The organism is Pseudarthrobacter sp. NS4, from assembly GCF_024758005.1.
Lineage (GTDB): Bacteria > Actinomycetota > Actinomycetes > Actinomycetales > Micrococcaceae > Arthrobacter.
On record NZ_CP103288.1, the window covers coordinates 2,390,508 to 2,412,875 of the forward strand.

Sequence of the window (22,368 nt, forward strand, 5' to 3'; positions counted from 1 at the left end):
TTAGAGGTAGCTGCAAATCCTGGACTGGTCACAGGCAGCCGGATCGCCGGCTGCAACAGCTTCATACGAAGCCGCAACGCCCGCCCGGAGCGCACTTAGCTCTGCGATTTTCAGGTCGAGTTCGGCTAACTGGCGCCCGAGGATCTCGCGGACGTGGGTACAGGGTGCATTGCCCGGCTCCCGGACGGCAAGTATGCTCCGGATCTGATCGATTGACAGTCCCGCGGCCCGGCCGCGGGCAATGAAATCGAGACGCGCTACGCTGTCCTCGCCGTACTGCCGGTATCCATTAGGGCTGCGCCGTGCCGGCGGGAGGAGCCCCTGCTCTTCGTAAAAGCGAAGGGTCTTGGGCGTCATCCCCGCAGCTTTGGCAACTTCACCAATGAGCATTCCTACCTCAGTTCCAACCGGACGGGAGCATCAGGCGCTGTGAACCGTTCATGAAGGTCCTTTGGGTTCCAGTATAGGTAAGGGTTGGCGGTGCCGCAGGGGTTCAACATCGATTGGTGGAACTTGAGGCTCTTGACTCTCCCCTCTAAGGAAGGCTCAGGCACGCGGGCTTATCGGCTGCCAAAACGCGGCGCAGACAGTTAGGGTTAGCGCACTAGATGCTTGGGGGAGCACAAGATGGAACCAATTGCTGTCAGCGGTGGCAAGGCCACCATAGAACTTGGTGCAGATGGGGTGATCCACCTTGCATGGAAGCCTGGAATCGTTTTAGAGGCTGCTGATGCCCATGCGGCCATGGCAGCGGTCAACGAAGTAGCGGGCGTGCAGGAATATCCGATGCTGATCCATGTAGAAAGCACCGAAGCCGTTACCCGCCAGGCCCGTGCCGTTTTCTCCATCCGGTGTGCAGCGTCGCGAACAGCCTTACTCGGCTCCAGCCCGGTGGATCGCGTCCTTGCCAACTTCTTCCTCGGAGTGCACTTGCCGCCCTGCCCGACACGTTTTTTCACCTCGCGGGACGAAGCTATGGACTGGCTGCTGCCCGGTTCGAAGGCTTGACGCGAGTTATTGCCCCGGCCAAACCCGCGACGGGAAAACTGCAGTGCGGCACTAGCGGTCCTGGACTCCGGCCAGCAGCGGGTTTATGGCGGCTGCGACCGTTTCGGGATGGTCTTCCGGCGTGAAGTGCTTGCCGCCGGCGATCCGGATGAGTTCGCAGCCCAGGTCCGCCGCCAGCCGTTCACCAAACCTGATCTTTTGGAAACCGTCGGCCTCGCCCCACACCACGCGCGCCGGCAATCCCAGTGTGCGCAGCCGCCCGGAAATGGATTTTGTATCCTCCGCGGTCAAGGGGCCGACCTGGCGCATGAGGGCCTGCGCTGCCCCATGGGTCACGTAAGGCGTCCAGTGTTCCCCGATGGATTCGAGTGCCCGCTCCCGGTTGTCATGACCGCGGTGAAAGAGCTGGACCAGGGCGGGGTAGACCAGTGTTGCAGGAAGGCGGGCCAGGACAGGCGTAAGCCGCTGCATCATCTTCACACTGGGGATAGGCCACGAATCATAGGCCACAGAGTTGGTCAGCATCAGACCGGCCAAAGCATCCGGCTGCCTGACGGCGGAGATCTGGGCCACTCCCCCGCCCAGGTCATGGCCGACCAGTACGGGCTTGGTCCCAAGTCCCAGTGAGCCGATCCAGTCCAGAACGTAACCCGCCTGGGCTGAAAGGCTGAGGTCCTTATTGGCACTTTGAGGGATGCTTGTGCCGTAGCCGGGCATTTCCCAGGCCAAGGTCCTCCCGTGGACCAATGGCATGACGCGGCGCCATAGCCGCGGTGAAGCGGGTATCCCATGGATGAGGATGACCGGAGCCCCTGTCCCGTGTTCAACCCACCGGCCAAAGACGTTTTCCAGTAACGGCTGGCGTTCGATCATGACCGTCTCCTTGAGTGTGGACCTCCACCCATAAGTGACCACGTTAGCCTGCCGGGCATCCCGGCGAAGCTGGTCAAAGACCGCATGGCCTTCCGGCGGGGAGTAGGAATTGTTGTATGAGTCGGCAGGAGAATACTCGGAAATCCGTGTTCCTTGACATTTACCCACGGGGAAGGTTCAGGGTTGTGGGAAGAACGTCATGCGGATCCATCGAGGAGCCGCCGTTCTCCGGGGAACGTCTTCCCCGCTATTGGCGGAGGTTTCGTGGCGGCACAACGGGTTGACTTTGACCTGGCGATCATCGGCTCCGGCGGGGCCGCGTTCGCTGCTGCAATCCGGGCCACCAATCTGGGGAAGAGTGTCCTGATGGTGGAACGGGCAACAGCCGGCGGGACCTGTGTGAATACCGGCTGCGTTCCCTCGAAAGCGCTGATAGCAGCAGCCGATGCCCGCCATGTGGCTCTTGAAGCCGGCAGCAGGTTCCCGGGCATTATTGCCTCTGCCGGTCCGGTGGACATGCCGGCACTGATCGGCGGAAAGCAAGCCCTGGTGGAGGGGATGCGCGCGGAAAAATACGATGCGCTGATCGCTGATTACGGTTGGGACTTCAGGCAAGGGGATGCGGCGTTCGCCGGGACACCGGAGGACCCTGCGCTGGAGATCACCTCGCCCGACGGCAGGCGGGATACGGTAACGGCGGCCCACTATCTGGCGGCCACCGGCTCAACGCCGTGGACTCCCATCGTGCCGGGACTGGCGGACGTTGATTATCTGACCTCCACCACCGCGATGGAACTGGAAGAGGTTCCGGAAACCCTGCTGGTGGTCGGCGGGGGCTACGTAGCGTTGGAACAGGCCCAGCTGTTCTCGCGACTGGGATCCAATGTGACCATGGTGGTCCGCTCACGGCTGGCTTCGGCGGAAGAACCGGAGGTCTCGCTGGCGCTGACGAACGTTTTCGCCGATGAAGGCATAAGGGTCACACGCCGGGCCGCCCTGGTCTCGATCAGCCGCGACGCGGCGACGGGCGGCGTGAAGGCACTGGCAGACGTCGCCGGCGGCCGGGAGGAACTGCGGGCCGCGCGGCTGCTAATGGCCACCGGGCGCCGCGCAGTTACCGAAGGGCTGAACCTGTACACCGTCGGGGTGAAAACCGGGGACCGCGGTGAAGTCCTCGTGCGGAAGACGATGGCAAGCACGAACCCCCGGATCTGGGCCGCCGGCGATGTGACCGGACACCGGGAGTTTGTTTACGTCGCATCCACCCATGGCGCCCTCGCGGTCGAAAATGCCTTCACCAACGCCGGCCGCGAAGTTGACTACAGCCACCTGCCGAGGGTGGCCTTCACCACCCCCGCCCTGGCCGCCGTCGGCCTGACCGATGAAGAGGCAAAGGACGCGGGCATCAGCTGTGACTGCCGTGTTCTGCCGCTGGAGTACGTTCCGCGCGCCCTCGTCAACCGGGACACCCGGGGCTTTATCAAGCTGGTGGCCGAGCACGGGACCGGCAGGATCCTCGGACTCACCGCCGTCGGGAAAGAAGCCGGTGATATTGCCGCCGCGGGAGTCTACATCCTGGAGGCAGGGATGACCGTCGACCAGGTAGCGAACCTATGGAGCCCTTACCTGACCATGGCCGAGGGCATCAAAATCGCTGCGCAGTCCTACGCCACGGACATCTCCAGGCTGTCCTGCTGCGCAACCTGACCGCGTCCCCGGGATACGGCACACGATGAAAGGCACCAACTGATGGAACAACACTTTGATGCAGCCATCCTGGGCATGGGCCCGGGAGGTGAGGTTGCGGCCGGCCGCCTGCTGAAAGCCGGCAAAAGCGTGGCTGTAATCGAACGCGAATTGATCGGCGGCGAATGCGCATACTGGGCCTGCGTCCCCTCCAAGTCGTTGCTGCGGGCACCGGAAGCGCGTACCGCAGCGGACCGGGCCGCCGGTGTCACCGGAGCCGGGCTGGACTGGGCTGCCACCAGCGATTACAGGGATTACATGATCAGCCATCTCGACGACACGGCCCAGGCGGACGGGTACGAGAAACAGGGCGCTACCGTCATCAAAGCCGAAGCCCGAATCACCGGACCGGGCACCCTCCAGGCAGGTGGCACCACACTCCAGGCGGAGCACATCATCATCGCCACCGGGTCCGAGGCAGTGATCCCGGCACTGGACGGCGCTGAAAACGTCACCGTCTGGACCAACCGCGAAACCTTCACCGCCACAACCCTTCCCGAAAGCGCCGTCGTCATTGGCGGCAGCGCAGTCGCCACCGAAACCGCAACCTTCCTGGCCCGCTTCGGGGTGACGGTCACCCTGCTCCACCGCGGACACCGGCTCCTTGAACGGGAGGAACCCCGCGTCGGAGAACTGGCCGGGCTTTACCTCCAGGAGGCCGGCGTTGACGTGCGGCTCAACTCCGCCGCCACCCGCGCGAGGAGGAACGGTACGGGCAGTGCGCTGGAGCTCGACGACGGCACTTCCGTGGACACCGACGTCGTAATTTTTGCGACGGGGCGGCGTCCGCGCAGCAAAAACCTGGGTTTTGACAGGGCAGGAGTCACCCTTGACGCACGGGGAGCGGTGACTATCGATGACCAGTGCCGGGCCGCGCGCAACGTCTGGGCCATCGGCGACGTCACCGGTGTCATGCCCTTCACCCACGTGGCCAAATACCAGGGCAGGGTCGCAGCAGACGCCATCCTCGGCGGGACAAGGAACGCGACGTATGAGGGGATCCCGCGGGTGGTTTTCGGAGACCCGGAGATTGCCGCCGCAGGCCTCACGGAGGACCAGGCAGCTGACCAGGGCCTGAGCACGGCCTTCGCTGAAGTGGACCTCGCCGAAGCGATCGCACGGCCCTGGACGTATGAGCAGGAACCTCGCGGGCACCTGGGCCTGCTCGCCGACACGGACAAAGGCGTTCTTATCGGGGCCTGGGCTGTGTCCCCGCTGGCTGGTGAATGGATCCACCAGGCTTCCCTGGCGATCCGCGCAAAGATCCCCATCGCCGTCCTGCACGACCAGGTGGCCCAGTTCCCCAGCTACAACGAAGCGTTCCAGGTTGCCCTCGACAAGTTCAGGTACCGGAAGGAAACATGATAACCACACAACCCGAAGGAGACGCTGCCCCCGTGAGTCCTTCCACCATTGTTTTTGATGTCAATGAAACCCTGTCCGACATGTCCTCCCTGGCCGAACGGTTCGAAGAGGTAGGTGCCCCGGCGTCGCTGGCGAAGCTGTGGTTCGCCACGCTGCTGCGCGACGGGTTCGCCCTCACAGCAGCCGGAGACAATCGACCCTTTGCCGAGATCGGCGCCGAAGCACTCCGCGGCCTGTTCGCGGGCATGGATCTGGACAGGACACCGGACGGTGCCGTGGACCATGTCATGGCAGGATTGGCGGGGCTGGGACTGCATGCGGATGTCCCGGAAGGAGTGAAGGCACTCAAGGCCGCGGGTTTCCGGCTGGCCACCCTGACCAACGGCTCAACGGGGGTTGCCGAAAAAATGTTCGCAGATGCCGGGATCAGGGACAGCTTTGAATTGCTGCTCTCCGTGGAGGACGCCCAGTCCTGGAAGCCCGCACGGGCCGCCTATGAGTACGCAGCGTTGGCTTGCGGCGCAGCGCCCGCGGAGTTGCTGCTGGTGGCCGTACATCCGTGGGATATTCACGGGGCGGGGAGGGCCGGCCTGGGCACGGCGTGGATCAACCGGTCCGGCGGGAAGTACCCCGGATATTTTCAGGCTCCGGACTACACTGTTTCCGGGCTGGACCAGCTGGCTGCTGCCCTGATCTGAGGGCCAGGGGCAGCAGCAGTCACGAGCCTGTCAGAGCCTAGAGGGCCAGTGCCGGCGCGGCGGGGACGTCGAGGGCTGTCCTGGCGTAGTGGTTGAAGTAGTTCGTGAAGAGGTTCGCGGCGATGTGCGCGAAGGCTTCAGTCAGTTCCCGATCGGTCCAGCCTGCGTCCAGCGCTGCCTGCCAGACAACGTCAGAGACGTTCCCTGTCCGGGCTGCCGCTTCACGCGCAACCTCGGTGATGGCGGCGAGCTTCGGATCAAAGTCCACCTCGCCGGCGCGCACGGCGAGGATCTGGTCATCGTCCAGGCCGGCCTTGCGGGCCGACAGGGTGTGGGCGGCCTGGCAGTAGTCGCAGCCGTTCTGGTTTCTCACCGCCAGGGCGATGGCTTCCTTGGTCCGCGCGTCGAAGGATCCACGGGTGGTTATGGCCTGCGAAATCCCGTCATAGGCGCCCAGGACGGCCGGTGAATGGGCCATCCCGGCGTGGATGTTCAGGAACTTACCCATCCGGCGTTCCAAATTGCCGGCAATTTCCTTTGAGCCTTCAGGGGCACTGTCTACGGTGTGTGCAGGGATGCGGGGCATGGATGGTTCCTTGGTGTTGTTGGGTGTCACAGGGCGGTGCTGCCGGCTGTAACCCGCAAAGCGGACGGGTTCTGGATAGTGATGCGGCCGCGGCCTTGCCTGATGAATCCTTTGGCGGCGAAGTCGGCCAGGGCTTTGCTGGTGGCTTCCCGGGTGGCGCCCAGAAGTCCTGCAATCTGTTCGTGGGTCAGCCGGATCGATTTGCCTTGGCCGAACCGGCCACTGGGTGCGGCGGCATCAAGGCTGAGGAGGATTGATGCGGCCCTGGCCGAGAGCGGCCGCAGGGCCAGGTCCGTCAGGCGCTCTTCCAGCCGTGCCACCTGCTCCCCCAGCAGCCGTGAGATGCGGATCGCGATCCGGGGATCGGAAATGAGGTACCGCTCCACGTCCTCCACCCCGAGCTGGCAGATGGCGGAGTCTTCGATGGCTTCGGCGTAGTTGTCGTACATGCGCTGGCCCACCAGCAGCATCTCCCCGAAAACGGCGCCGGGTTCCAGGATTGCCATGGTCAGGGCTTTGCCGTCTTCGGCGACCCGGAAGACCCGGATCCTGCCGGATTTGAGGATGAACAGCGCCGTGACGGGCTGGGCCTGGCTGAAGACCAGTTCGCCGCGGCGGAAGACCCGGCCGGGCGCCATCATGTGCATGGCCCGCACTTCCTCGGCCGTCAGGTCCGCGAAGAGGTCAACTTCGTCCAGGCAGTTGAACGGGTCATCGGGGCCGGTGGAAAAGGGATCCTGTTCACGTTGCCGCGGCGACCATGGCTGGAGGCCACCTGCGGCAGCCTCCAGTCCCCTCTCCCAGTTATCGCTCATGGGCCGGCTTCAGGACCCGAACGGCGACAACGGCCAGGACGGCCCCATAGACCAGGTGACCCATCAGGGACCACATTGCGGCGGTATCGATCATGAACATCGGCATGCCCAGCATGGTGGGCATGATAACCAGAGGACCAAGGACCCACCAGAGCGCACCGTAGACCAGCCCGATCAGTACGCTGCGTCCGTAGGAGGTCAGGAGCCCGGCGAAAGGTACGGTCAGGCCCAGGCCGATCAGGACCGAAATCACCATGTGGACTCCGAACCCCACGACGGCAGAGTCGGAGCCGACCATCATGGCGATCATGGGCAGCATCCCCATCATGGCCATCAGGATGCCGAATACCAGGCCCCCGGCGACGCCGCCGGCAGTGCCGGCCGCGATGCGGCGGCCAAGGTGAAGGGTAAAGGCGTGTGGCGGCCGTGCCACCGGAGATGTAGCGGACATCGTGTGCTGCCTTTCTATGAACGAGAAACTGCTTACCTTCGAAAGGTAGGCCTCCGGCCAACTCTGCACTGTAAACCGGGACACATAAGGGGCACCGGGTCCGAAAAACCACCACCCCTGCCCCACCACGGGGAAGGCCAAAGGCGGGCCGCTGACCCTTTTTAGTTCACCTTGTCCATATTGTGCCCGCAGCAGCACTTCGGGTCCTGGTTGCCGCCGTGGCCGGGGGCCGCCCCTTTGGTGACCCGGATTTCACAACCGCATGCCTCATCCGGGCAGCGGTAGGTCTCGCCTTCCTGCAGTGCCATGGCTGGTTTCCTTCCTCTCAGTCCTTGTCCACGCGGACACTTCTCACGCTAAAACCTTCCAGTTGGGGGAAGGCAAGGGCTGGGCGGAGGGTTCTGCTGCGAGGCCGATGACCGTCAAAGACGGGGTGGGCAGCTGAATCCGGACCGTGCCGCCGACGGTGAGGCTCTGGCTTCCGGAAGCTTCGGCGTGCAGGGCTGCACCCTTGGCGTCCATGCTGATGAGCTGCCGTGGTCCACGCGTATGGACGCCCGTTATCACCGCAGGCGTGCCCTGGCCTCGTTCATCGGAAATGATGATGTGTTCCTGGCGCACCACCAGAGTGGCGGGTCCTTCCGGCCACGTCTGATCGTCCGGCAGCGGGTGGGCACCCAGTGCCGAATAGTGGATTCCCTCCCGCACAGTCCCTGGAACCTCGTTGACTCCGCCCATGAGGCGGCTGACCTGCAGGGAGGCGGGCCGGCAGTACATCGCTTCGACAGTGCTGTGCTGGAGCACCCTGCCTTCGCTGATCAGGGCGAGGTGGTCAGCCACGTCCGCAGCTTCGTCACGGTCATGGGTGACCATCAGGATGGTCGGGTTCAGCTTCTTCCGCACTTGCGCCAGCAGTTCGTGCATGGCTGAGCGGAGTTCAGGGTCCAGTGCACTGAAGGGTTCATCGAGCAGCAGCACGGCGGGACGTGCTGCCAGTCCCCGGGCGATGGCTACCCGCTGCTGTTGTCCGCCGGAGAGGTCCTTCACCGTCCTCTTGCCCGCTTCTTCCATCTGGACCAGTTCCAGGAAGGCCTGTGCATCCCTGCGGGCCTCCTTTCGCGGAACACCGCTTACGATTGCCGCGAATGCCACATTGTCGAGCACGTTCAGGTGCGGGAACAGCAGCGGGCGCTGAAAGACCATCGCCATTCCGCGCCGTTCAGGGCGGACGGCAGCAAGGTCCAGGCCGTCCAGCAGCACACGTCCGGTGTCCGGGGTTTCGAGGCCCGCGACGGCGCGAAGGAGTGTGCTTTTACCCGATCCTGAGGGGCCAAGCACCGCTGTGCAGGACCCGGCAGCGAGGGTGAGGCTGACCGCATCAAGGGCCGGAGCCCTTGATCCCTTGAACGACTTGGAAACCCCCTCAATAACCAACGCGTGGCTCATGAACTGCCTCCCCGCCGTCGTCCTTTCAGGCCCAGCAAAAGCAGCAGTGCCAGCGGGGGCGCCAGCGCCACCACGGACAACACGGCAACAACGCCGTCGTTACCGGTGCCGGAAGCGGCGGAAGCCACCAGCAACGGCACTGTCACCAGCGAGCCCCCGCCGATGAGGAGCGTGACCAGGTAATCGCTCCACCCCACAAGGAAGGCCAGGAAAGCCGCCCGCGCAAGGGCCGGTGCGATCAAAGGCAGATGCACCCGCAGGAAGACCTGCACCGGGCCCGCCCCCAGGGTGCGGGCTTCTTCTTCGAAACCGATGTCATGCCCGCCGTAGGCCAGGCGCATGACATAGGCCGTGTAGGGAAGGGCGTAGGCCGTCAGGACCAGGATGACCGCAGCGTAGGAAGGGACCTGCAACCGGATCAGCACAACGTTCAGCCCGAACACGGCGACAAAGGCCGGCAGGGCCAGCGGGGCGAAAAGGAGGCCGCTGATCAACGGGGACCAGCGTGTGCGGTGGAACGCCAGGCTCCGGGCAGCCATTACACCAAGCGGGGTGGCAACCGCGCTGACCAGGAGTCCCAGGCCCAGGGAACGGACGAACGCCGGCACAGCGCCTTGGGCAACTGCAGATTCGGTATTACCGGTCCCCCATTCCTGGGGCAGCGGGGCTGGGTAGGACCAGCGGTCCGCGAAAACCCACAGGGCAAGCGGGACCAACGGCAGCACAAACCAGACGGCCAGGGCCGCGGCTGTTACTGCCCGTGCCACTCGTCCGGCGCCACGGGACTCGGTCAGCCTGTTCTGCGCCGGGGGGCCATGCGGTGCCTGCTGGGTCAGTGTTGGCGGCAGGGTTATCGCCATAGCGGCACCTTCCGTAGGAATAACAGGGCAAGCGCCGCAGCGCACAGCGATACAGCTGCGGTGACGGCAGCGACGGCGGCAGCCTCCGGCCGGGAGGTGAGCGTCACCGAGTTGTAAAGACGCAGGGCCATGACGGGTAACGGCTCAGGGTAGGGCCGGCCCAGCAACCAGGCAACCTCATACGAGCCGAAGCTGTAGATGAAGGCGATCGTCCCCGAGATAATCAGCGAGGGCAGGCTCAGGGGCAGCAGTACGTGGCGCAACCGGCGGACCCGTCCGGCACCCAGCAGGGCAGCGGTTTCCTCATAACTGACGGACCGGGTGGCCAGGGTTGCTGCCACCACCAGTCCCACGAAGGCGGATTCCTTCCATGCATACTCGAAGACGACGGCCGCCCACCAGGGACCGCCGACCAGCTCGGGCCAGTTATCCGCTGCCCCGGAAATCCTGGCCAGCAGGCCGGAATCTCCGATGAGCAGCCCGACCGACGCTGCCCCCACAATATGAGGCACCGGGATGGACAGCGTGCCCATTGCCGCCACAAGCTTCCCGCACCATCTGCCCTGCATGATGACCAGGGCCACGGTCAGGCCAATCAGGCAGGCCAGCAGTGTCGAGGTTCCCGCGAGGGCCAGCGAGATGGCTGCGCCGTGCAGTAAGTCGCCGGCGTTGACTGTATACGCCGCCGTGGAAAGTTCACGCCGGCCCACCAGGGGCATCAGCCCCAGGCTCTGGACGGCGACCGTCGCCGATCCGCCCAGGACAACGAACGAGACCACCAGCACTGCCGGCATGGCCAGGAGAACGCCGGGGACACGGATCCACATCCGAAATGATGAACTTTTTCGCTCCTGGACCGTCGGCGGGCAGGAGACGGGGTCAGCTCCCGGCAAGAATCTGCCTCCGCCAGGCCTCATCCAGGGCGGTAACCCAGCCGGCTCCGAGCTCAGGGTTCGCGTTCCTGGACAGCTCCTCATAGCCCGGGACCACCGGTGAGGAAGGGACCTCTGCGAAGAGGGCGTTTTCTGTTGGGCTGAGTGCGGCCGGGCTCAGGACCGGGTACTGTCCCCAGATCCGCGGGTCGGCTTTCTTCGCCTGCTGCTCGGCCGAGAGCGCGAGGTTCGCCACCACCTTCGCTCCTGACTTCTGGCCCGACGTTGAGGGGATGGCCAGGAAGCTGGCGTTGCCCACCGTCCCCTCGTCCAGGGTCAAAACCTTCGTCCCGGCGGGGTACGTGCCGTCGGCGACCAGCTTTGTGAGTGCCGCAGGACCATAGGTCATGGTGAAGTCCACCTGCCCGCCGGCGTACAGGGCATCAAGTTCACTGGAGGATTTCGGGTAGGTTGACCCGTTCCGCCACAGCGCCGGTTCCAGGTCCTCGAGTTCTTTCAGCAGTGCCGGGGTGAGCCGGTCAAAGGCTTCCTGGTCAAAGGCCAGCGGCACCTCGCCGTACCCGCCGGAGACGCTGTAGAGCACTTCGCGGGTGAAGACGGAGCCGGTGAAGTCCGGCGGCGCCGGATACGTAAAACGGCCCGGGTGTGCCTTGGCCCAGTCCAGCAGACCCGCCAGTGTCGACGGGGGCTCAGCGACGGTGCCGGAGTTGTAGGCGATGGTGAACTGGGCCTTGCTCCATGGAGCTTCACAGCCCTCCACGGGGGTTCCGAAGTCTTCTGAAAGCAGCGGATCTGCGGGGTCGGTAAGAGCCATGTTGGGCAGCACCGAGGTCCAGCCGCAGGCCCACGCACCGGCCTCCTTGCCGGTGCCGAAGTTGTTGCCGTTAACCCAGACCAGGTCCACATCGCCGTCGGTGGTGCCGGACTGGACCTCCGTCAGGACCCGGTTCAGGGCATCCTTGGTGTCGGCGACGGGCACGCGTTCCAGCGTGACCCCCTCATCTGCTGCGGCCGGGATGAGGTGGTCATCGACGTAGGCGTTGCCCTGTTCATCCCCGCCGTACATCCACAGCTTGACCGTCTGTCCCCGGGCCTCGGAGCTGATGTCCTGCCAGGGCTCCGCTTGCGGTGCCGCTGCGGGGCCGCCGGCGCAGCTGCCCAGGAACATCGTCCCGACGACAGCCGCCAGGAGGTTTACATTACGACGGCGGTGGGCTGGTTTCACTGGCGGGTCCTGACCTTGGGGCTGAGGGGAAGGAGTTTGCGGAGCCCTGCGTTCTCGGCAGGGTCCAGCACCGAATGCTGGACGCAGGCGGGGACCAGCTGGCCGGTTTCCGGGTGGCTCATGGTGTACATGCAGGCGCCGAGCCGTTCCTGGACCTCACGGGTCTTCGGGTCCTCGCTGACCACGCCCTTGTCCATCAGGTCCCAGGCCGGTGCAACGTCCGCCGCGTCCATGAAGTTATGGACCACAAAGGTTTTGAAGGACAACCGGCCTGCCCGGGCGGCAGCAGCGATGCGCCGGATGCCGCCGGCCCGCCGTGCCAGGCGCAGGCCGAACCCCAGGATGACCGGGACGTCGCCCGGGTGGGCCAGCAGGGCCCTGGTGACTTTTACGGCGAGAACCCAGGGCCGTGTGCCCCCGAAGTACATTCCCCCGAAGTGGCCCAGCAGCCGGTCCCGCGCATCAATGTCCTTTGTATCGTCCGGGTCCAGCAGGGGTGCCATCTTTTCCCCGGAGCGCAGGACCACAGCCGTCCGGTTGCAGCGCACGTCCCCGAACTGGGTGCCCTGCCAGGGGATGCGCTGCCCGGCGCCGGCTTCAATCCGGTTCCAGACGGCGTCAATGGTCACGTCAGTGAAGCCTTCAACCCACCTCCGGTCATCCCCGATGTAGGCGGCGGGCTGGAATGAGAGCATGTCGAAGGGCATACCCAGGACGGCGCTGGTGACCCCGGCTACCTGGTTGATGTTCGCCGGGGTAACGGTCATGTTGTGCGCTACATAGGAGCTGACCCCATGATCCTTCCTGAGGTCTGCGAACATCTGTGCGAACTGTTGGCGGAAGGGATCCAGCTCCGCTTCTGTGCGGGGACGCGGCACTCCCCTGCGGCCGCGCATCAGGGAATCGAAATGGGCCGCGAACGATACCCTCCGGAACCGGGGCCTGCCGGTTTGGTCCAGTACGACGTCGAGCAGGTACCGGTAGTCGAAGTCGCCGTGCGTCATGGACATCGGTTCGCGTCCTGCGGCGTGCATGGCAAGCAGGGCTGCGGCGTGGTCTTCGGCGGGCAGCAGGCTGACTTCCCCGCCGATCAGCTGGGCATGGGCACGGGGTCCGCGGACGCGGCGGAGGAGTGCCAATTGTTCAGTGACGGCGTTGACGGTGTGGCGGCCGTCGATCCGCACTTTGTTGGCGTCGGCAGAGTGGTAGCACGGCGTGCAGGTCAGGTTGCACTTGGGGAAGACGCCATGGGTGCCTTCACACCCGACAGCTGTCCGTCCCAGCAACTGCTCAGGGGTTTTGACGTGTTGGGGCAGTTCGGCCCAGCGGCGGTCCAGCGCTGCCCGGCTCTCCGGGTGGACCGGCCGGGTGAGCAACTCGAGCCTGCGGAGGGAGGCAGGCCATTTCTCCGCATCCATGTGCGCCCTTTCGTCCCGTTCCGGTGGTACCGCTCAACCCTACGGCCCGTTCAGGTTGGTTTTTGTAATCTGGGGCACACAACGCTGTTTGACCTGTTCACGTTCGGAGTGCACCGGCCCGCACTTGCACGTGTCCTGACCGGGCCGAGCTGCGAACCACGTCCGTGCAGTCCTCCTCAACGGCACGCCACGGGTGGGCTTGGATGTCGGCACCGCCGAGGGCACAGGCGGCGCGCGCCAGCGGGGTGAACACCCTCCCCCATCCCTCGGGCTCCTGCATGTCCACCACGGCCGCCCTGCCCTGCCCGCGGAGCAGCGCGGCGATGTTCGCCCACGCTTTCCTCCACTCCGGCATCAGCGAGAGTGCGTAGGTCGCCAGGGCCGCGTCCGACGCCGGTGCGCCACCCTGCTGTGCGATGTCGGCACGGACTGCTGCCGGGTCCATCAGGACGGCGTCGGCCCGGACGAGGATCACATTGCGCCAGCCGGCAGCTTCCACCCGGCGCCGGGCCTGCTCCAGCATCTGGGCACTGCGGTCGATTCCTATGATTGTTCCTGCGGGACCCACGCATTCCTGGAGCAGCGGGAAATTGAGCCCTGTACCGCATCCCAGGTCCAGGACCTGCTGTCCCGGCTGGGGACCCAGTGCCTCGATGCCCAGGATCCTTCCGGCACGGTAGACCGGGTATTCGCCGGAAAGTGCATCGTAAAACGGCGCGAATGTTGTGTACTTGTCAGGGATGGCTGGCTCCTCGGATCACATAATGCAGGGGAACGCCGGCAATCCTCCACGCAGCAGCCGGCATCAACCGTAAGGATCTTTATCATGGCACCCAGCGACGGAATCATTGACTTCCTGGTCCTCGGTGGCGGAACGGCAGGGATTGTCGGAGCGAAGACCGCTGCCGGCTTCGGGGCCACCACAGTCCTCGTGGAGCAGGAGCGCACCGGCGGGGACTGCCTGTGGACCGGTTGTGTTCCCTCCAAAACGCTTCTTTCGGCGGCCGCGCAGGCAAAAACCCTGAGGAAGCAGACCGGCCAGGAGCCCGACTTCCAGGCAGTCCGCGGACGCATCGCCACCGCCATCCGTACCATTGAGCCGGAGGACAGCTCCGAGGCGCTGGAAAAGGCCGGGGTCCAAGTGCTCCCTGGACGGATCATTTTCACCGGACCAGGCACGGCCGAGCTGGACGGCCGCCCCCTCCGGTTCCGCCAGGCCCTTATCGCAACAGGGGGGCAACCCGCTGACCCCGGCATACCGGGGTTGGACCCTGCCCGCACAGTGACCTCCGAAACCGTGTGGGACCTGGAGGAACTGCCGCCCCGGCTTGCCATTCTTGGCGGCGGACCCATCGCTTGTGAGCTGGGCCAGGCGTTCGCCCGGATTGGCTCGGACGTCACCATGGTGGTCCGCTCCGCCATCCTGGCCAAGGAACTGCCCGAAGCCGTGGACATCGTGAGGGAAAGCCTGAAGGCCGACGGCGTGACAATCCTGGAGAACACCACCGTTACCACCGCAGCAAACTACGACGGCGGCGTGCGGCTGCAGCTCGCGGACGGGACTGCTGTGGATGCTTCCACAGTGTTGGTAGCTGTTGGGCGCACCCCACGGACCATCAATCTTGGGCTGGAGAAGGTGGATGTGCGGACCGATGGGCGGGGGCACGTGATCACGGATGAGCGCATGCGCACCTCCAATCCCCTCATCTGGGCGGCGGGGGACGTCACCGCCCAGCCGCAGTTCACGCACCTGGCAGGAGTCCACGCCAGCGTCGCAGCGTCCAACGCGGTGCTGGGCCTGCGCCGGAGGATCAGCACCGCGGTCCCCCGCGTCACCTACACCTCACCGGAAATCGCTGCCGTGACCAGCACAGGATCGGGCGACGGCCAGGCCGGAACGCCCCGGACCATCTGGCACTCGCACCTCGACCGGGCCATCACCGCGGACAGGACCGAAGGCTTCACCCGCCTGCTCGTAGGCCGGCGCGGCCGGATCACCGGAGGCACCATCGTGGGCCCCCGGGCCGGAGAATCCCTCGCTGAGCTGTCCCTGGCAGTGCACAAAAAGCTCACCACATCCGACATCGCCGGCACCACCCACGCCTACCCCACCTACTCCGACGGCGTCTGGAACGCAGCAGTGCTCGATGTCCGCGAACGCCTGGCGTCCCCGCTCACCGGCACGGCCATCAAGGCCCTGGCCCGGATCCGTCGGGTGGTCATCGACGGCCGCCGGATCAACTCAAAGCCCGGTACCCCACCAGAATCCGGTGCACGGCACTGATCCCCACCACCAGGGCCCAGACGACGGCGATACCCCAGGCGGCGTTTGGGAAGATCAGCCACAGGCTGTGCACCACCACGGTTTCCGTCCCCTCTGCCAGGCCGCCCAGGAACGACAGCGACCGGCCATCGTCAAGCCGGCGGCCGGTCTTCTCCGCGATCGAGGAAAACGCCAGGAACACCGCGCCGTTGATGTAGTAGGCGAAAAGGACAAGCATGAACGGCAGCCACGGCGCGTCGAAAGCCGCCGTGGCGCCCACGCCGACGCCGACAACCGTGGCGCCGTAAACGACGAAGTCCGCGCTGATGTCCCAGAACCCGCCCTGGCCGGGATCTTCCTCCCCTGACTGACGGCGTCGGAGGCGGGCCAGCGGGCCGTCCAGACCGTCGGCCAACCGGCACAGAAGCCAGGCGGCCAGGGCCGGAAGCCACCACTGCCCCGCGGCCAGCCCGGCGCTGGCCAGGCCAAGGACCAGGTTCAGCCCGGTCAGCCGGTCAGGGGTAACCCAGGGACGGTCCAGCGCCGACGCCATCCGGTCCAGCACGGGCGCGGTCCGTGTCCTCAGTGCAGCGTCAAACACTTCCTGCCCCCTCACTGCGCCTCCGCACAGCCACGATCAGCCCGGCAATAGTCAGCAGGCCCAGTGCCGCAGCAGCAGCCTGGACCTGCCAGCCGAGCTGCATGCCAAAGGCACCGAGCGTCACATAACTGACAGTGCCGGGCAGGATACCCGCCGCCGTGCCCGAGAAATAAGGCCACCAGCCAACAGAGGTGAGACCGGCAAGGTAATTGATGGCGGTAAATGGAAGCACCGGCACAAGCCGCACACCCACCACCGCCGCGAACCCCCGCCGCCGCAGCACCTCATCGAGTTTTTCCACCCGCGCTCCCGTGAACTTCTCCACGGCTTCCCGGCCGAGCCAGCGGCCCAGCCAGAAAGCGGCTGCCGCGCCCAGCAACGCTGCCGCCACAACCACTCCTACTCCCCCTGCGAAACCGAAAACCACTCCGGCGCCGATGGACAGGACGTTCTTGGGCACCGGCGAAAGGGTCAGTGCTGCGTACCCGAGGACAAAAACCAGCGGCCCCCAACGGGTGTTCGTGAAATAGCCCTGCAACTGATCAATGGCCGGCAGCGGCAACAGCAGAACCGCGACCGCTGCGGTGGCGATAAAGACCAGCAAACCCGCAAAGCGGATCACTGCGCGGCGGCCCTTCTTCGGCTCTGTCATGGACTAGGCCTTTCCCGGCCAGGGACCGGGTCCCCGGAACCGCGGACTTTCTCCTCGGCCTGGCTGATCGCCCAGGCGGCGTTAACCAGCCCGATATGGCTGAAAGCCTGCGGGAAGTTCCCCAGCAGTTCCCCGCTGCCGGCCGCTACCTCTTCAGAAAGCAGGCCCAGCTCAGTCGCAAAACCGGCAGCGCCTTCAAAAACTTCCCGCGCCCGCTGAACGGAACCTGCAAGGGCAAGGGCGTGGGCAAGCCAGAACGTACACAACAGGAAGGTCCCTTCCTCCCCAGGCAAACCGTCCTCGCCGCCATACCTGTACACCAGGCCCCGTCCATCACTTAAATGATTCTCGATGGCCTCAATGGTGGCCACCATCCGCGGGTCATCCCCCGGCAGGAAACCAACGATGGAAAGCATCAGCGCTGAAGCATCCAGCTCATCGGAGCCCAACGCCTGCGTGTAAGCGTTCGCCGTGTCGCTCCAACCCCGGCTCCGTATTGCGGCGGCAATCTGGTCCCGCACGTCCCGCCAGCGGGGAACCCTGTCCTGGGCGTCCAGGAGGTCGGCGAGGCTGATGGCCCGGTCCACCGCCACCCAGCACATCAGCTTTGAATACAGGTAATGGCGCGGCTCTCCGCGGACTTCCCAGATCCCCTGGTCCGGGGACTGCCACCGGGCAGCCGCCGCGTCGGCGGCATCTGCCAGGAACCCGCGGGTTTCCGTGTCCATTTCAGCCAAGTATTCCGGCAACGTCGCTGCAGCGTCCAGAAGTTCCCCGTACACGTCGAGCTGGCTTTGCCGCCATGCCCCGTTACCTACCCGGACCGGCAGGCTGGAACGCCAACCCGCCAGATGGGGCAGTTCACGTTCTGAGAGGTCACGTTCACCCCCCACCCCATACATAATTTGCAGCTCTCGCCCTTGGCCGAGCTGGCCCGAGCCGGCCGTTGCCAGGAAGCGGAAAAACTTTTCGGCCTCATCCGGGCATGCAGCAACCCACAGCGCCTGCAGGGTCATGCTTGCGTCCCGTACCCACGTATAGCGATAGTCCCAGTTGCGCTGGCCACCGATCACCTCGGGCAGAGATGTGGTGGGGGCGGCCACAATTGCTCCGGTGGGAAAGAACGTCAGCGCCTGCAGGATCCGGCCGCTCAGCCTGACCAAGTCCTGCCAAGGACCGGTGTAGCTCTGGTGCATTACGGACCAGCTGGACCAGCCCTCCCGGGTATCGGCCAGACGTCGGAGGATTTCCTCCTGGCCCCAGGATGAAGGCGCAGCCTCCCAGCTGCTGGCATGTTCCAGGGCGAATCCAAGGACGTCACCTGCACGCATCACAACACGGGCCCGGGCAACATCACCCTCCATGCTGAAGGGAACCGATGCCGATAAGAACAGGACGGCGGCGCCTCCTCTCACCAGGAGCCCATCTGATCCCTCGCGTACGGCAGGCCGGATCAGCCCGTATTCCGGCCGCGGAACAAAGACCACATCAAGCTCGACCGTCCCTTCCCTGCAGGAAACCTGCCGAAGAAGAGCCCCCGGGGCTCCCGCGCCAAGCTCATGGCCCCTGTTCCCGTCGCCGAGCACCAAGGCATCAGTTAAGGTAACCGCTCCCTCGCCTGTGCGAAAAGACGTCTCAAGAACCATCGTGGGACCCAGATAGCGCCGGGTGGAGGTGAAGGCAGCCACGGGTGTGATCGACCAGAACCCCGCCTGCTCGCCCAAAAGACGCCCGAAAACGGAAGGGCTGTCAAACCGCGGGAGGCACAGCCAGTCGACCGATCCGGCAGTGCTTACCAACGCAGCTGTCCGGCAGTCAGAGAGCAGCCCGTAATCTGCAATGGGTTTACTGGTCATGAGCACACCCTGACTGAACCGTCGCAGATCGGCAAACGAGCTCATTCGTGGCCGGGACTCCCACGAGGCGCCAGTCAGACTGCCAACTCTTGAAGAGTCTCCTTCGTCGACAGGACAGCCCCTGCGATGTAGTTGAAATTAACCAGAGCGGCTGCATACCCGTGGCCCAGGTCGGGGTGTTGTGCGGCGGCCGTAGCGTCGGCAACGACAGCAACCTCGAACCCCTGCTCCAGCAACTCCCGCAGGTGGCTCTCCACGCAAAGATTGGCAGACATCCCCGCGGGAATGACCTTGCTGATCCCCCGCTTGCGCAGCTGAAGGACCAGGTCGTTCTGCTCCGGCCCGTAAACCTTGTGCGGGCTGCAGACCACTGTCCTGCCATCTTCAAGGTAGGGCTTGAACCGGTCCAGCCAGTCCGCCCCAGAATCGTTGAAGCTTGCCAGGTCCAAAGGCCCCGTACGGTCGAACATGCCGATGTCATGCATCTTCTTCTCCAAAGTCCCACCAAACTCCCACCGGTGGTCATGCGGGAAGTAATAATGCGGGGAAACAAAAACCTCATAACCGCCGGACTTGGCCCCACCGAGCAACTGCTCAATGTGATCCACGGTCTGATTCTCTTCGACGCTCTTGCCCACCAGTTCCCAGGTCACACCGTCGGGACTAAGAAAACCATTCTGCGGATCAGTCAAAACAAGAGCCGTAGTAGAACTATCAAACTGCATGAAAAGCCTCCTCATCGAAAACGGAACGCGCAAGCACGCCTTCAGATTCAACCTAGGGCGGCAGAAAACGCTGGTCTGTAATCTCCCGCACAGAAGGGATGGACGCGTCACGTACGCCTATCACGCTAGTCTCGGGGACAGCGGCCCCACATTGCCTGGTCAGGACGTACTTTGATCTGATAGGGGGTGAAGTCGGCGGGGGGCGGACGAATGCTCCTCACCTTCCGAAGGATGGAAAAACGCACAATGCCCGCTACCACCAGGAACGCGCCGGACCGCACACTCAGGTTCGGCTTCGTCTTCATCGGCCTCCTGCTGATCGCAGTTAACCTTCGGGTGTCCTTTGTCAGTGTGGGGCCGGTACTTGCAAACATCAGCGACGACCTTGGCCTGTCCAGTGCCGCAGCAGGGTTCCTCACAGGCCTTCCACTCATTGCTTTCGCAGTCTTCTCACCCCTGGCGCCCGGCTTCGCTTCCCGCCTGGGCCTGGACCGGGCACTTTGGATGTCCCTGCTGATCCTCGCATCGGGAATCGTGCTTCGCTCCTTACCTCTGCCCGGCTTCATCTGGGCGGGCACAGCGTTGATTGGCCTGGCCATAGCGTTTCTTAATGTCTTGGTCCCCTCCCTCGTAAAGCGGGACTTTCCATTGAGGGTCAGCCAGGTCACCGGAAGCTACACCGCCACACAGGCGGCCTTCGCAGCGATCGGCGCCGCCGTCGTCGTTCCCGTGGCGCAAACGTCCCCGGCGGGATGGCGGCTTGCCCTGGGCATCTGGGTGGGACTGGCCCTCGTAGCCATGGCGGTGCTCCTGCCGTGGCTGCGCCGGCACGGGACAGGCACCGTGGACGCCCCCAAGCCGGAGGTTTCCTACCGGTCGCCTTGGGTGTCAGCCTTGGGCTGGCAGGTGACGATATTCATGGGACTGCAGTCAATCGCCTTCTACGTGCTGATGGCATGGCTGCCCACCATCGAACAAAGCCGCGGGGTTTCAGCCACTACTGCCGGCATCCATCTGTCCGTTTTCCTGCTCATCAGCGTCTTCGCCAGCCTTGCCGCGGGGGGAATCCTTCACCGGGGTTCGGACCAACGGCTCGTATCCTTCGCGAGCGGCGCGGTCATGTTCGTGACGTTCCTCGGGCTGGCGCTTGCACCGGAGCTCATGTTGCTGTGGGTCCTTCTTGGCGCGATCGGCTGCGGGAGCCTCATTGTCATCGCCCTGTCGCTGTTCAGCCTCCGGACCGTGAACTACCCCCAGGCAGCGTCCCTGTCCGGCATGGCGCAGTCCGTCGGCTACGGTCTAGGTGCTGCGGGGCCGGTGTTGTTCGGTGGTCTTCGTGACGTAAGCGGAGACTGGACGCTTCCGCTGCTCGTCACAGCAGGCATCATGGCGGTTCTCACCGTAACGGGCGTGCTTGCCGGGCGTAACCGGGTGATCGGCGATAAAACTTCCCTATGAGGTATGGCCCGCTGTTCCTCCCAGGAGGCACCACCTGGGCGCCGGAAGGGGCCTGGGGTGCGCCGTGGATTTATGCCGGCACGGCAGCCACCGCCGGGCTGATGTTTCAGAGGTCGTGTGGACAAATTTCAGTGCCCGCTAGCTCAGGCATTCCCTGCCCGAATGAGGGGTCGTCGTCACTTCCGGCCCAGACGACACCGCCTCCGGGGCAGGGCATCACATCGAACGCCCGGCCATCAAGGTGCGCCCGCAGGTGGCGCCCGTCATCCTCGACCACTTCCCAGCCCGCCGCTGGCAGCGCTGCACGGTAGTGCTGCAACACATCGACGTCTCCTGGGAGCACAAACCAGCGGGTACAGCCGCCTACACCACTCATGCCGCCACCGCTGAAATGGCCGATGTGCTCCATGGAATCGAACACCTGCTGGGACTCCCGATCCGCGGTGGCCATGGGCTCATCCGTGCCCTCGGTCACGCATTGCGGAGTCGAATCGAACTGCACCTCAAGCCGCTGCCCCAGTGCCGAGGGGGTGACAGCGAACATCCCGATCAGCATGAGGACCGGGATTGCCACCGCCGTCAGCCGCATCCACCATCGTGTCGAGAGCATGAAGCCGATCATGGCAACGACCGCGACCAGACCGAGCGCCAACCCGGAGGGTCCGGCCGTCAACCCCCAAGTGAGCCCCTCGAACGCGGTACCGCTGACATCGCCGTATATTCTCATGAATTCGTAGTGGACCAGCACAGCCAGCAGCGCCAGTCCTGCCCCAATGACGAGCAGCACCGCGGCAGAGACGGCTCGGCCTGTCACGGGCATGGCTCATCGTATTCCCGCTTGGCCACATGTGAACAGGTGCCGATCACTACATTAGTTGCGGGTCAGCCGGCCTCAGGCAGTCCAAGGCAGAGGACGATGACGCTAGCTCCGCAAATGGGGAGCCAGGGCGTCCCCAAGGACAGTTCGCACCTGGTCCTGCATGGCTTCCGTCAGGTCCGGGAGCGGTCGACGGACCGACGGATACCGACTATCCTGACGGCGACTCCTGTCAGGACCAGGCCGATTCCCACAGCCATCAGAATCCAGACAGGCGTTGCAGCGGAATCAATGTTCCGGTAGCACTCTGCCGCCAGCCCGGTCGTCCGCAGTTGCAAGTCGGCCATTTCAGCTGCATTGCTTTGCGGGAGCAACGGGCTGCCGCAAAGCGGCCCCACCGTCCTCAAGCCGATGACGATACTGAGGATGTGCAGGGCGAACCCGACAACGATTGTCAAAATCCAGCCGCGCCGTTGACTAAGTTCCTGATCGATGGCCTTGGTCGCATTACCGGGTGAATCTCGAACCTCCATGTTCAGAGCATAGTGGGATTCCCCCAGTACGGGCGGAAGGAGAAGCACAGCATATGAGGCCACTAGCAAGGCTAAACTC

General features: G+C 64.6%; 24 protein-coding genes. 6 read left to right on the plus strand and 18 right to left on the minus strand.

Annotation, left to right across the window (positions count from 1 at the left end; all coding sequences use genetic code 11):
- Entirely contained in the window at nt 1–390 is a 390-nt protein-coding gene (locus tag NXY83_RS11255; protein WP_258802328.1) for a heavy metal-responsive transcriptional regulator, read from the minus strand.
- A 237-nt stretch (nt 391–627) separates the two neighbouring features.
- On the opposite strand from NXY83_RS11255, the gene NXY83_RS11260 reads away from it, so the two are divergent.
- Nucleotides 628–1,008 carry an STAS/SEC14 domain-containing protein gene (locus NXY83_RS11260; RefSeq protein ID WP_258802329.1) on the plus strand — a complete coding sequence of 127 codons (381 nt, stop codon included), beginning with the start codon at nt 628–630 and terminating at the stop codon, nt 1,006–1,008.
- A 51-nt stretch (nt 1,009–1,059) separates the two neighbouring features.
- Here NXY83_RS11260 and NXY83_RS11265 read toward each other — a convergent pair whose 3' ends face one another.
- Nucleotides 1,060–1,881, minus strand: a complete 822-nt coding sequence (locus tag NXY83_RS11265; protein ID WP_258802330.1) for an alpha/beta fold hydrolase — start codon at nt 1,879–1,881, stop codon at nt 1,060–1,062.
- A 264-nt stretch (nt 1,882–2,145) separates the two neighbouring features.
- Between NXY83_RS11265 and merA the strand changes: the two genes are divergently transcribed.
- From merA to NXY83_RS11280, 3 genes are read left to right on the plus strand one after another with little or no spacing between them, the layout of a single operon-like run.
- Nucleotides 2,146–3,588 (plus strand): mercury(II) reductase, encoded by a 1,443-nt coding sequence (gene merA / locus NXY83_RS11270; RefSeq protein WP_258802331.1) that lies wholly within the window; start codon nt 2,146–2,148, stop codon nt 3,586–3,588.
- Between the two features lie 42 nt (nt 3,589–3,630).
- Nucleotides 3,631–4,992: a dihydrolipoyl dehydrogenase family protein gene (locus NXY83_RS11275; protein WP_258802332.1), complete on the plus strand. Its 1,362-nt coding sequence runs from the start codon at nt 3,631–3,633 to the stop codon at nt 4,990–4,992.
- 32 nt (nt 4,993–5,024) lie between these two features.
- A complete protein-coding gene (locus NXY83_RS11280; protein WP_258802333.1) occupies nt 5,025–5,690 on the plus strand; it encodes a haloacid dehalogenase type II in 666 nt (221 codons plus the stop codon).
- 37 nt (nt 5,691–5,727) lie between these two features.
- Here the strand turns inward: NXY83_RS11280 and NXY83_RS11285 are convergent, their stop codons facing one another.
- From NXY83_RS11285 to NXY83_RS11330, 10 genes are all read right to left on the minus strand, one after another.
- A complete protein-coding gene (locus tag NXY83_RS11285) occupies nt 5,728–6,276 on the minus strand; it encodes a carboxymuconolactone decarboxylase family protein (protein WP_258802334.1) in 549 nt (182 codons plus the stop codon).
- 26 nt (nt 6,277–6,302) lie between these two features.
- Nucleotides 6,303–7,091: a Crp/Fnr family transcriptional regulator gene (locus tag NXY83_RS11290; RefSeq protein ID WP_258802335.1), complete on the minus strand. Its 789-nt coding sequence runs from the start codon at nt 7,089–7,091 to the stop codon at nt 6,303–6,305.
- A complete protein-coding gene (locus NXY83_RS11295) occupies nt 7,081–7,542 on the minus strand; it encodes a hypothetical protein (protein WP_258802336.1) in 462 nt (153 codons plus the stop codon). The genes NXY83_RS11290 and NXY83_RS11295 overlap by 11 nt, the downstream gene beginning before the upstream one ends.
- Before the next feature lie 161 nt (nt 7,543–7,703).
- The gene (locus NXY83_RS11300; protein WP_258802337.1) at nt 7,704–7,850 is read right to left on the minus strand and encodes a hypothetical protein; all 147 of its coding nucleotides are present in this window, start codon (nt 7,848–7,850) and stop codon (nt 7,704–7,706) included.
- Nucleotides 7,851–7,893: 43 nt separating this feature from the next.
- Nucleotides 7,894–8,988, minus strand: coding sequence for an ABC transporter ATP-binding protein (locus tag NXY83_RS11305; protein ID WP_258802338.1), 1,095 nt, complete (start codon nt 8,986–8,988; stop codon nt 7,894–7,896).
- Entirely contained in the window at nt 8,985–9,848 is an 864-nt protein-coding gene (locus tag NXY83_RS11310) for an ABC transporter permease (RefSeq protein ID WP_258802339.1), read from the minus strand. The genes NXY83_RS11305 and NXY83_RS11310 overlap by 4 nt, the downstream gene beginning before the upstream one ends.
- Nucleotides 9,839–10,675, minus strand: coding sequence for an ABC transporter permease (locus NXY83_RS11315; protein WP_258802340.1), 837 nt, complete (start codon nt 10,673–10,675; stop codon nt 9,839–9,841). The genes NXY83_RS11310 and NXY83_RS11315 overlap by 10 nt, the downstream gene beginning before the upstream one ends.
- A 52-nt stretch (nt 10,676–10,727) precedes the next feature.
- Entirely contained in the window at nt 10,728–11,966 is a 1,239-nt protein-coding gene (locus tag NXY83_RS11320; RefSeq protein WP_258802341.1) for an ABC transporter substrate-binding protein, read from the minus strand.
- Nucleotides 11,963–13,384 (minus strand): hypothetical protein, encoded by a 1,422-nt coding sequence (locus tag NXY83_RS11325; protein ID WP_258802342.1) that lies wholly within the window; start codon nt 13,382–13,384, stop codon nt 11,963–11,965. The genes NXY83_RS11320 and NXY83_RS11325 overlap by 4 nt, the downstream gene beginning before the upstream one ends.
- Nucleotides 13,385–13,481: 97 nt before the next feature.
- On the minus strand, nt 13,482–14,126 hold the full coding sequence (locus NXY83_RS11330; RefSeq protein ID WP_309484141.1) for a class I SAM-dependent methyltransferase: 645 nt from the start codon (nt 14,124–14,126) through the stop codon (nt 13,482–13,484).
- A gap of 84 nt (nt 14,127–14,210) precedes the next feature.
- Here NXY83_RS11330 and NXY83_RS11335 point away from each other — a divergent pair, with 84 nt between their 5' ends.
- Nucleotides 14,211–15,668, plus strand: coding sequence for a dihydrolipoyl dehydrogenase family protein (locus NXY83_RS11335; protein ID WP_258802343.1), 1,458 nt, complete (start codon nt 14,211–14,213; stop codon nt 15,666–15,668).
- Here NXY83_RS11335 and NXY83_RS11340 read toward each other — a convergent pair.
- The 4 genes from NXY83_RS11340 to NXY83_RS11355 form a co-directional block, all read right to left on the minus strand.
- Nucleotides 15,622–16,248, minus strand: coding sequence for a CDP-alcohol phosphatidyltransferase family protein (locus NXY83_RS11340; protein ID WP_258802344.1), 627 nt, complete (start codon nt 16,246–16,248; stop codon nt 15,622–15,624). The two genes, NXY83_RS11335 and NXY83_RS11340, sit on opposite strands and share 47 nt — an antisense overlap.
- Nucleotides 16,241–16,900, minus strand: coding sequence for a TVP38/TMEM64 family protein (locus NXY83_RS11345; RefSeq protein WP_258802345.1), 660 nt, complete (start codon nt 16,898–16,900; stop codon nt 16,241–16,243). The genes NXY83_RS11340 and NXY83_RS11345 overlap by 8 nt, the downstream gene beginning before the upstream one ends.
- A complete protein-coding gene (locus NXY83_RS11350; RefSeq protein ID WP_258802346.1) occupies nt 16,897–18,756 on the minus strand; it encodes a glycoside hydrolase family 15 protein in 1,860 nt (619 codons plus the stop codon). Before NXY83_RS11350 ends, NXY83_RS11345 begins: the two co-directional genes overlap by 4 nt.
- Nucleotides 18,757–18,830: 74 nt before the next feature.
- Nucleotides 18,831–19,481 carry a cysteine hydrolase gene (locus NXY83_RS11355; RefSeq protein ID WP_258802347.1) on the minus strand — a complete coding sequence of 217 codons (651 nt, stop codon included), beginning with the start codon at nt 19,479–19,481 and terminating at the stop codon, nt 18,831–18,833.
- A gap of 246 nt (nt 19,482–19,727) precedes the next feature.
- Here NXY83_RS11355 and NXY83_RS11360 point away from each other — a divergent pair, with 246 nt between their 5' ends.
- Entirely contained in the window at nt 19,728–20,939 is a 1,212-nt protein-coding gene (locus tag NXY83_RS11360) for an MFS transporter (RefSeq protein WP_258802348.1), read from the plus strand.
- A gap of 106 nt (nt 20,940–21,045) precedes the next feature.
- Here NXY83_RS11360 and NXY83_RS11365 read toward each other — a convergent pair whose 3' ends face one another.
- Together NXY83_RS11365 and NXY83_RS11370 are read right to left on the minus strand one after the other, a co-directional pair.
- The gene (locus NXY83_RS11365; RefSeq protein ID WP_258802349.1) at nt 21,046–21,753 is read right to left on the minus strand and encodes a hypothetical protein; all 708 of its coding nucleotides are present in this window, start codon (nt 21,751–21,753) and stop codon (nt 21,046–21,048) included.
- Between the two features lie 176 nt (nt 21,754–21,929).
- Entirely contained in the window at nt 21,930–22,289 is a 360-nt protein-coding gene (locus NXY83_RS11370) for a hypothetical protein (RefSeq protein ID WP_258802350.1), read from the minus strand.
- Between the last annotated feature and the right edge of the window lie 79 nt (nt 22,290–22,368).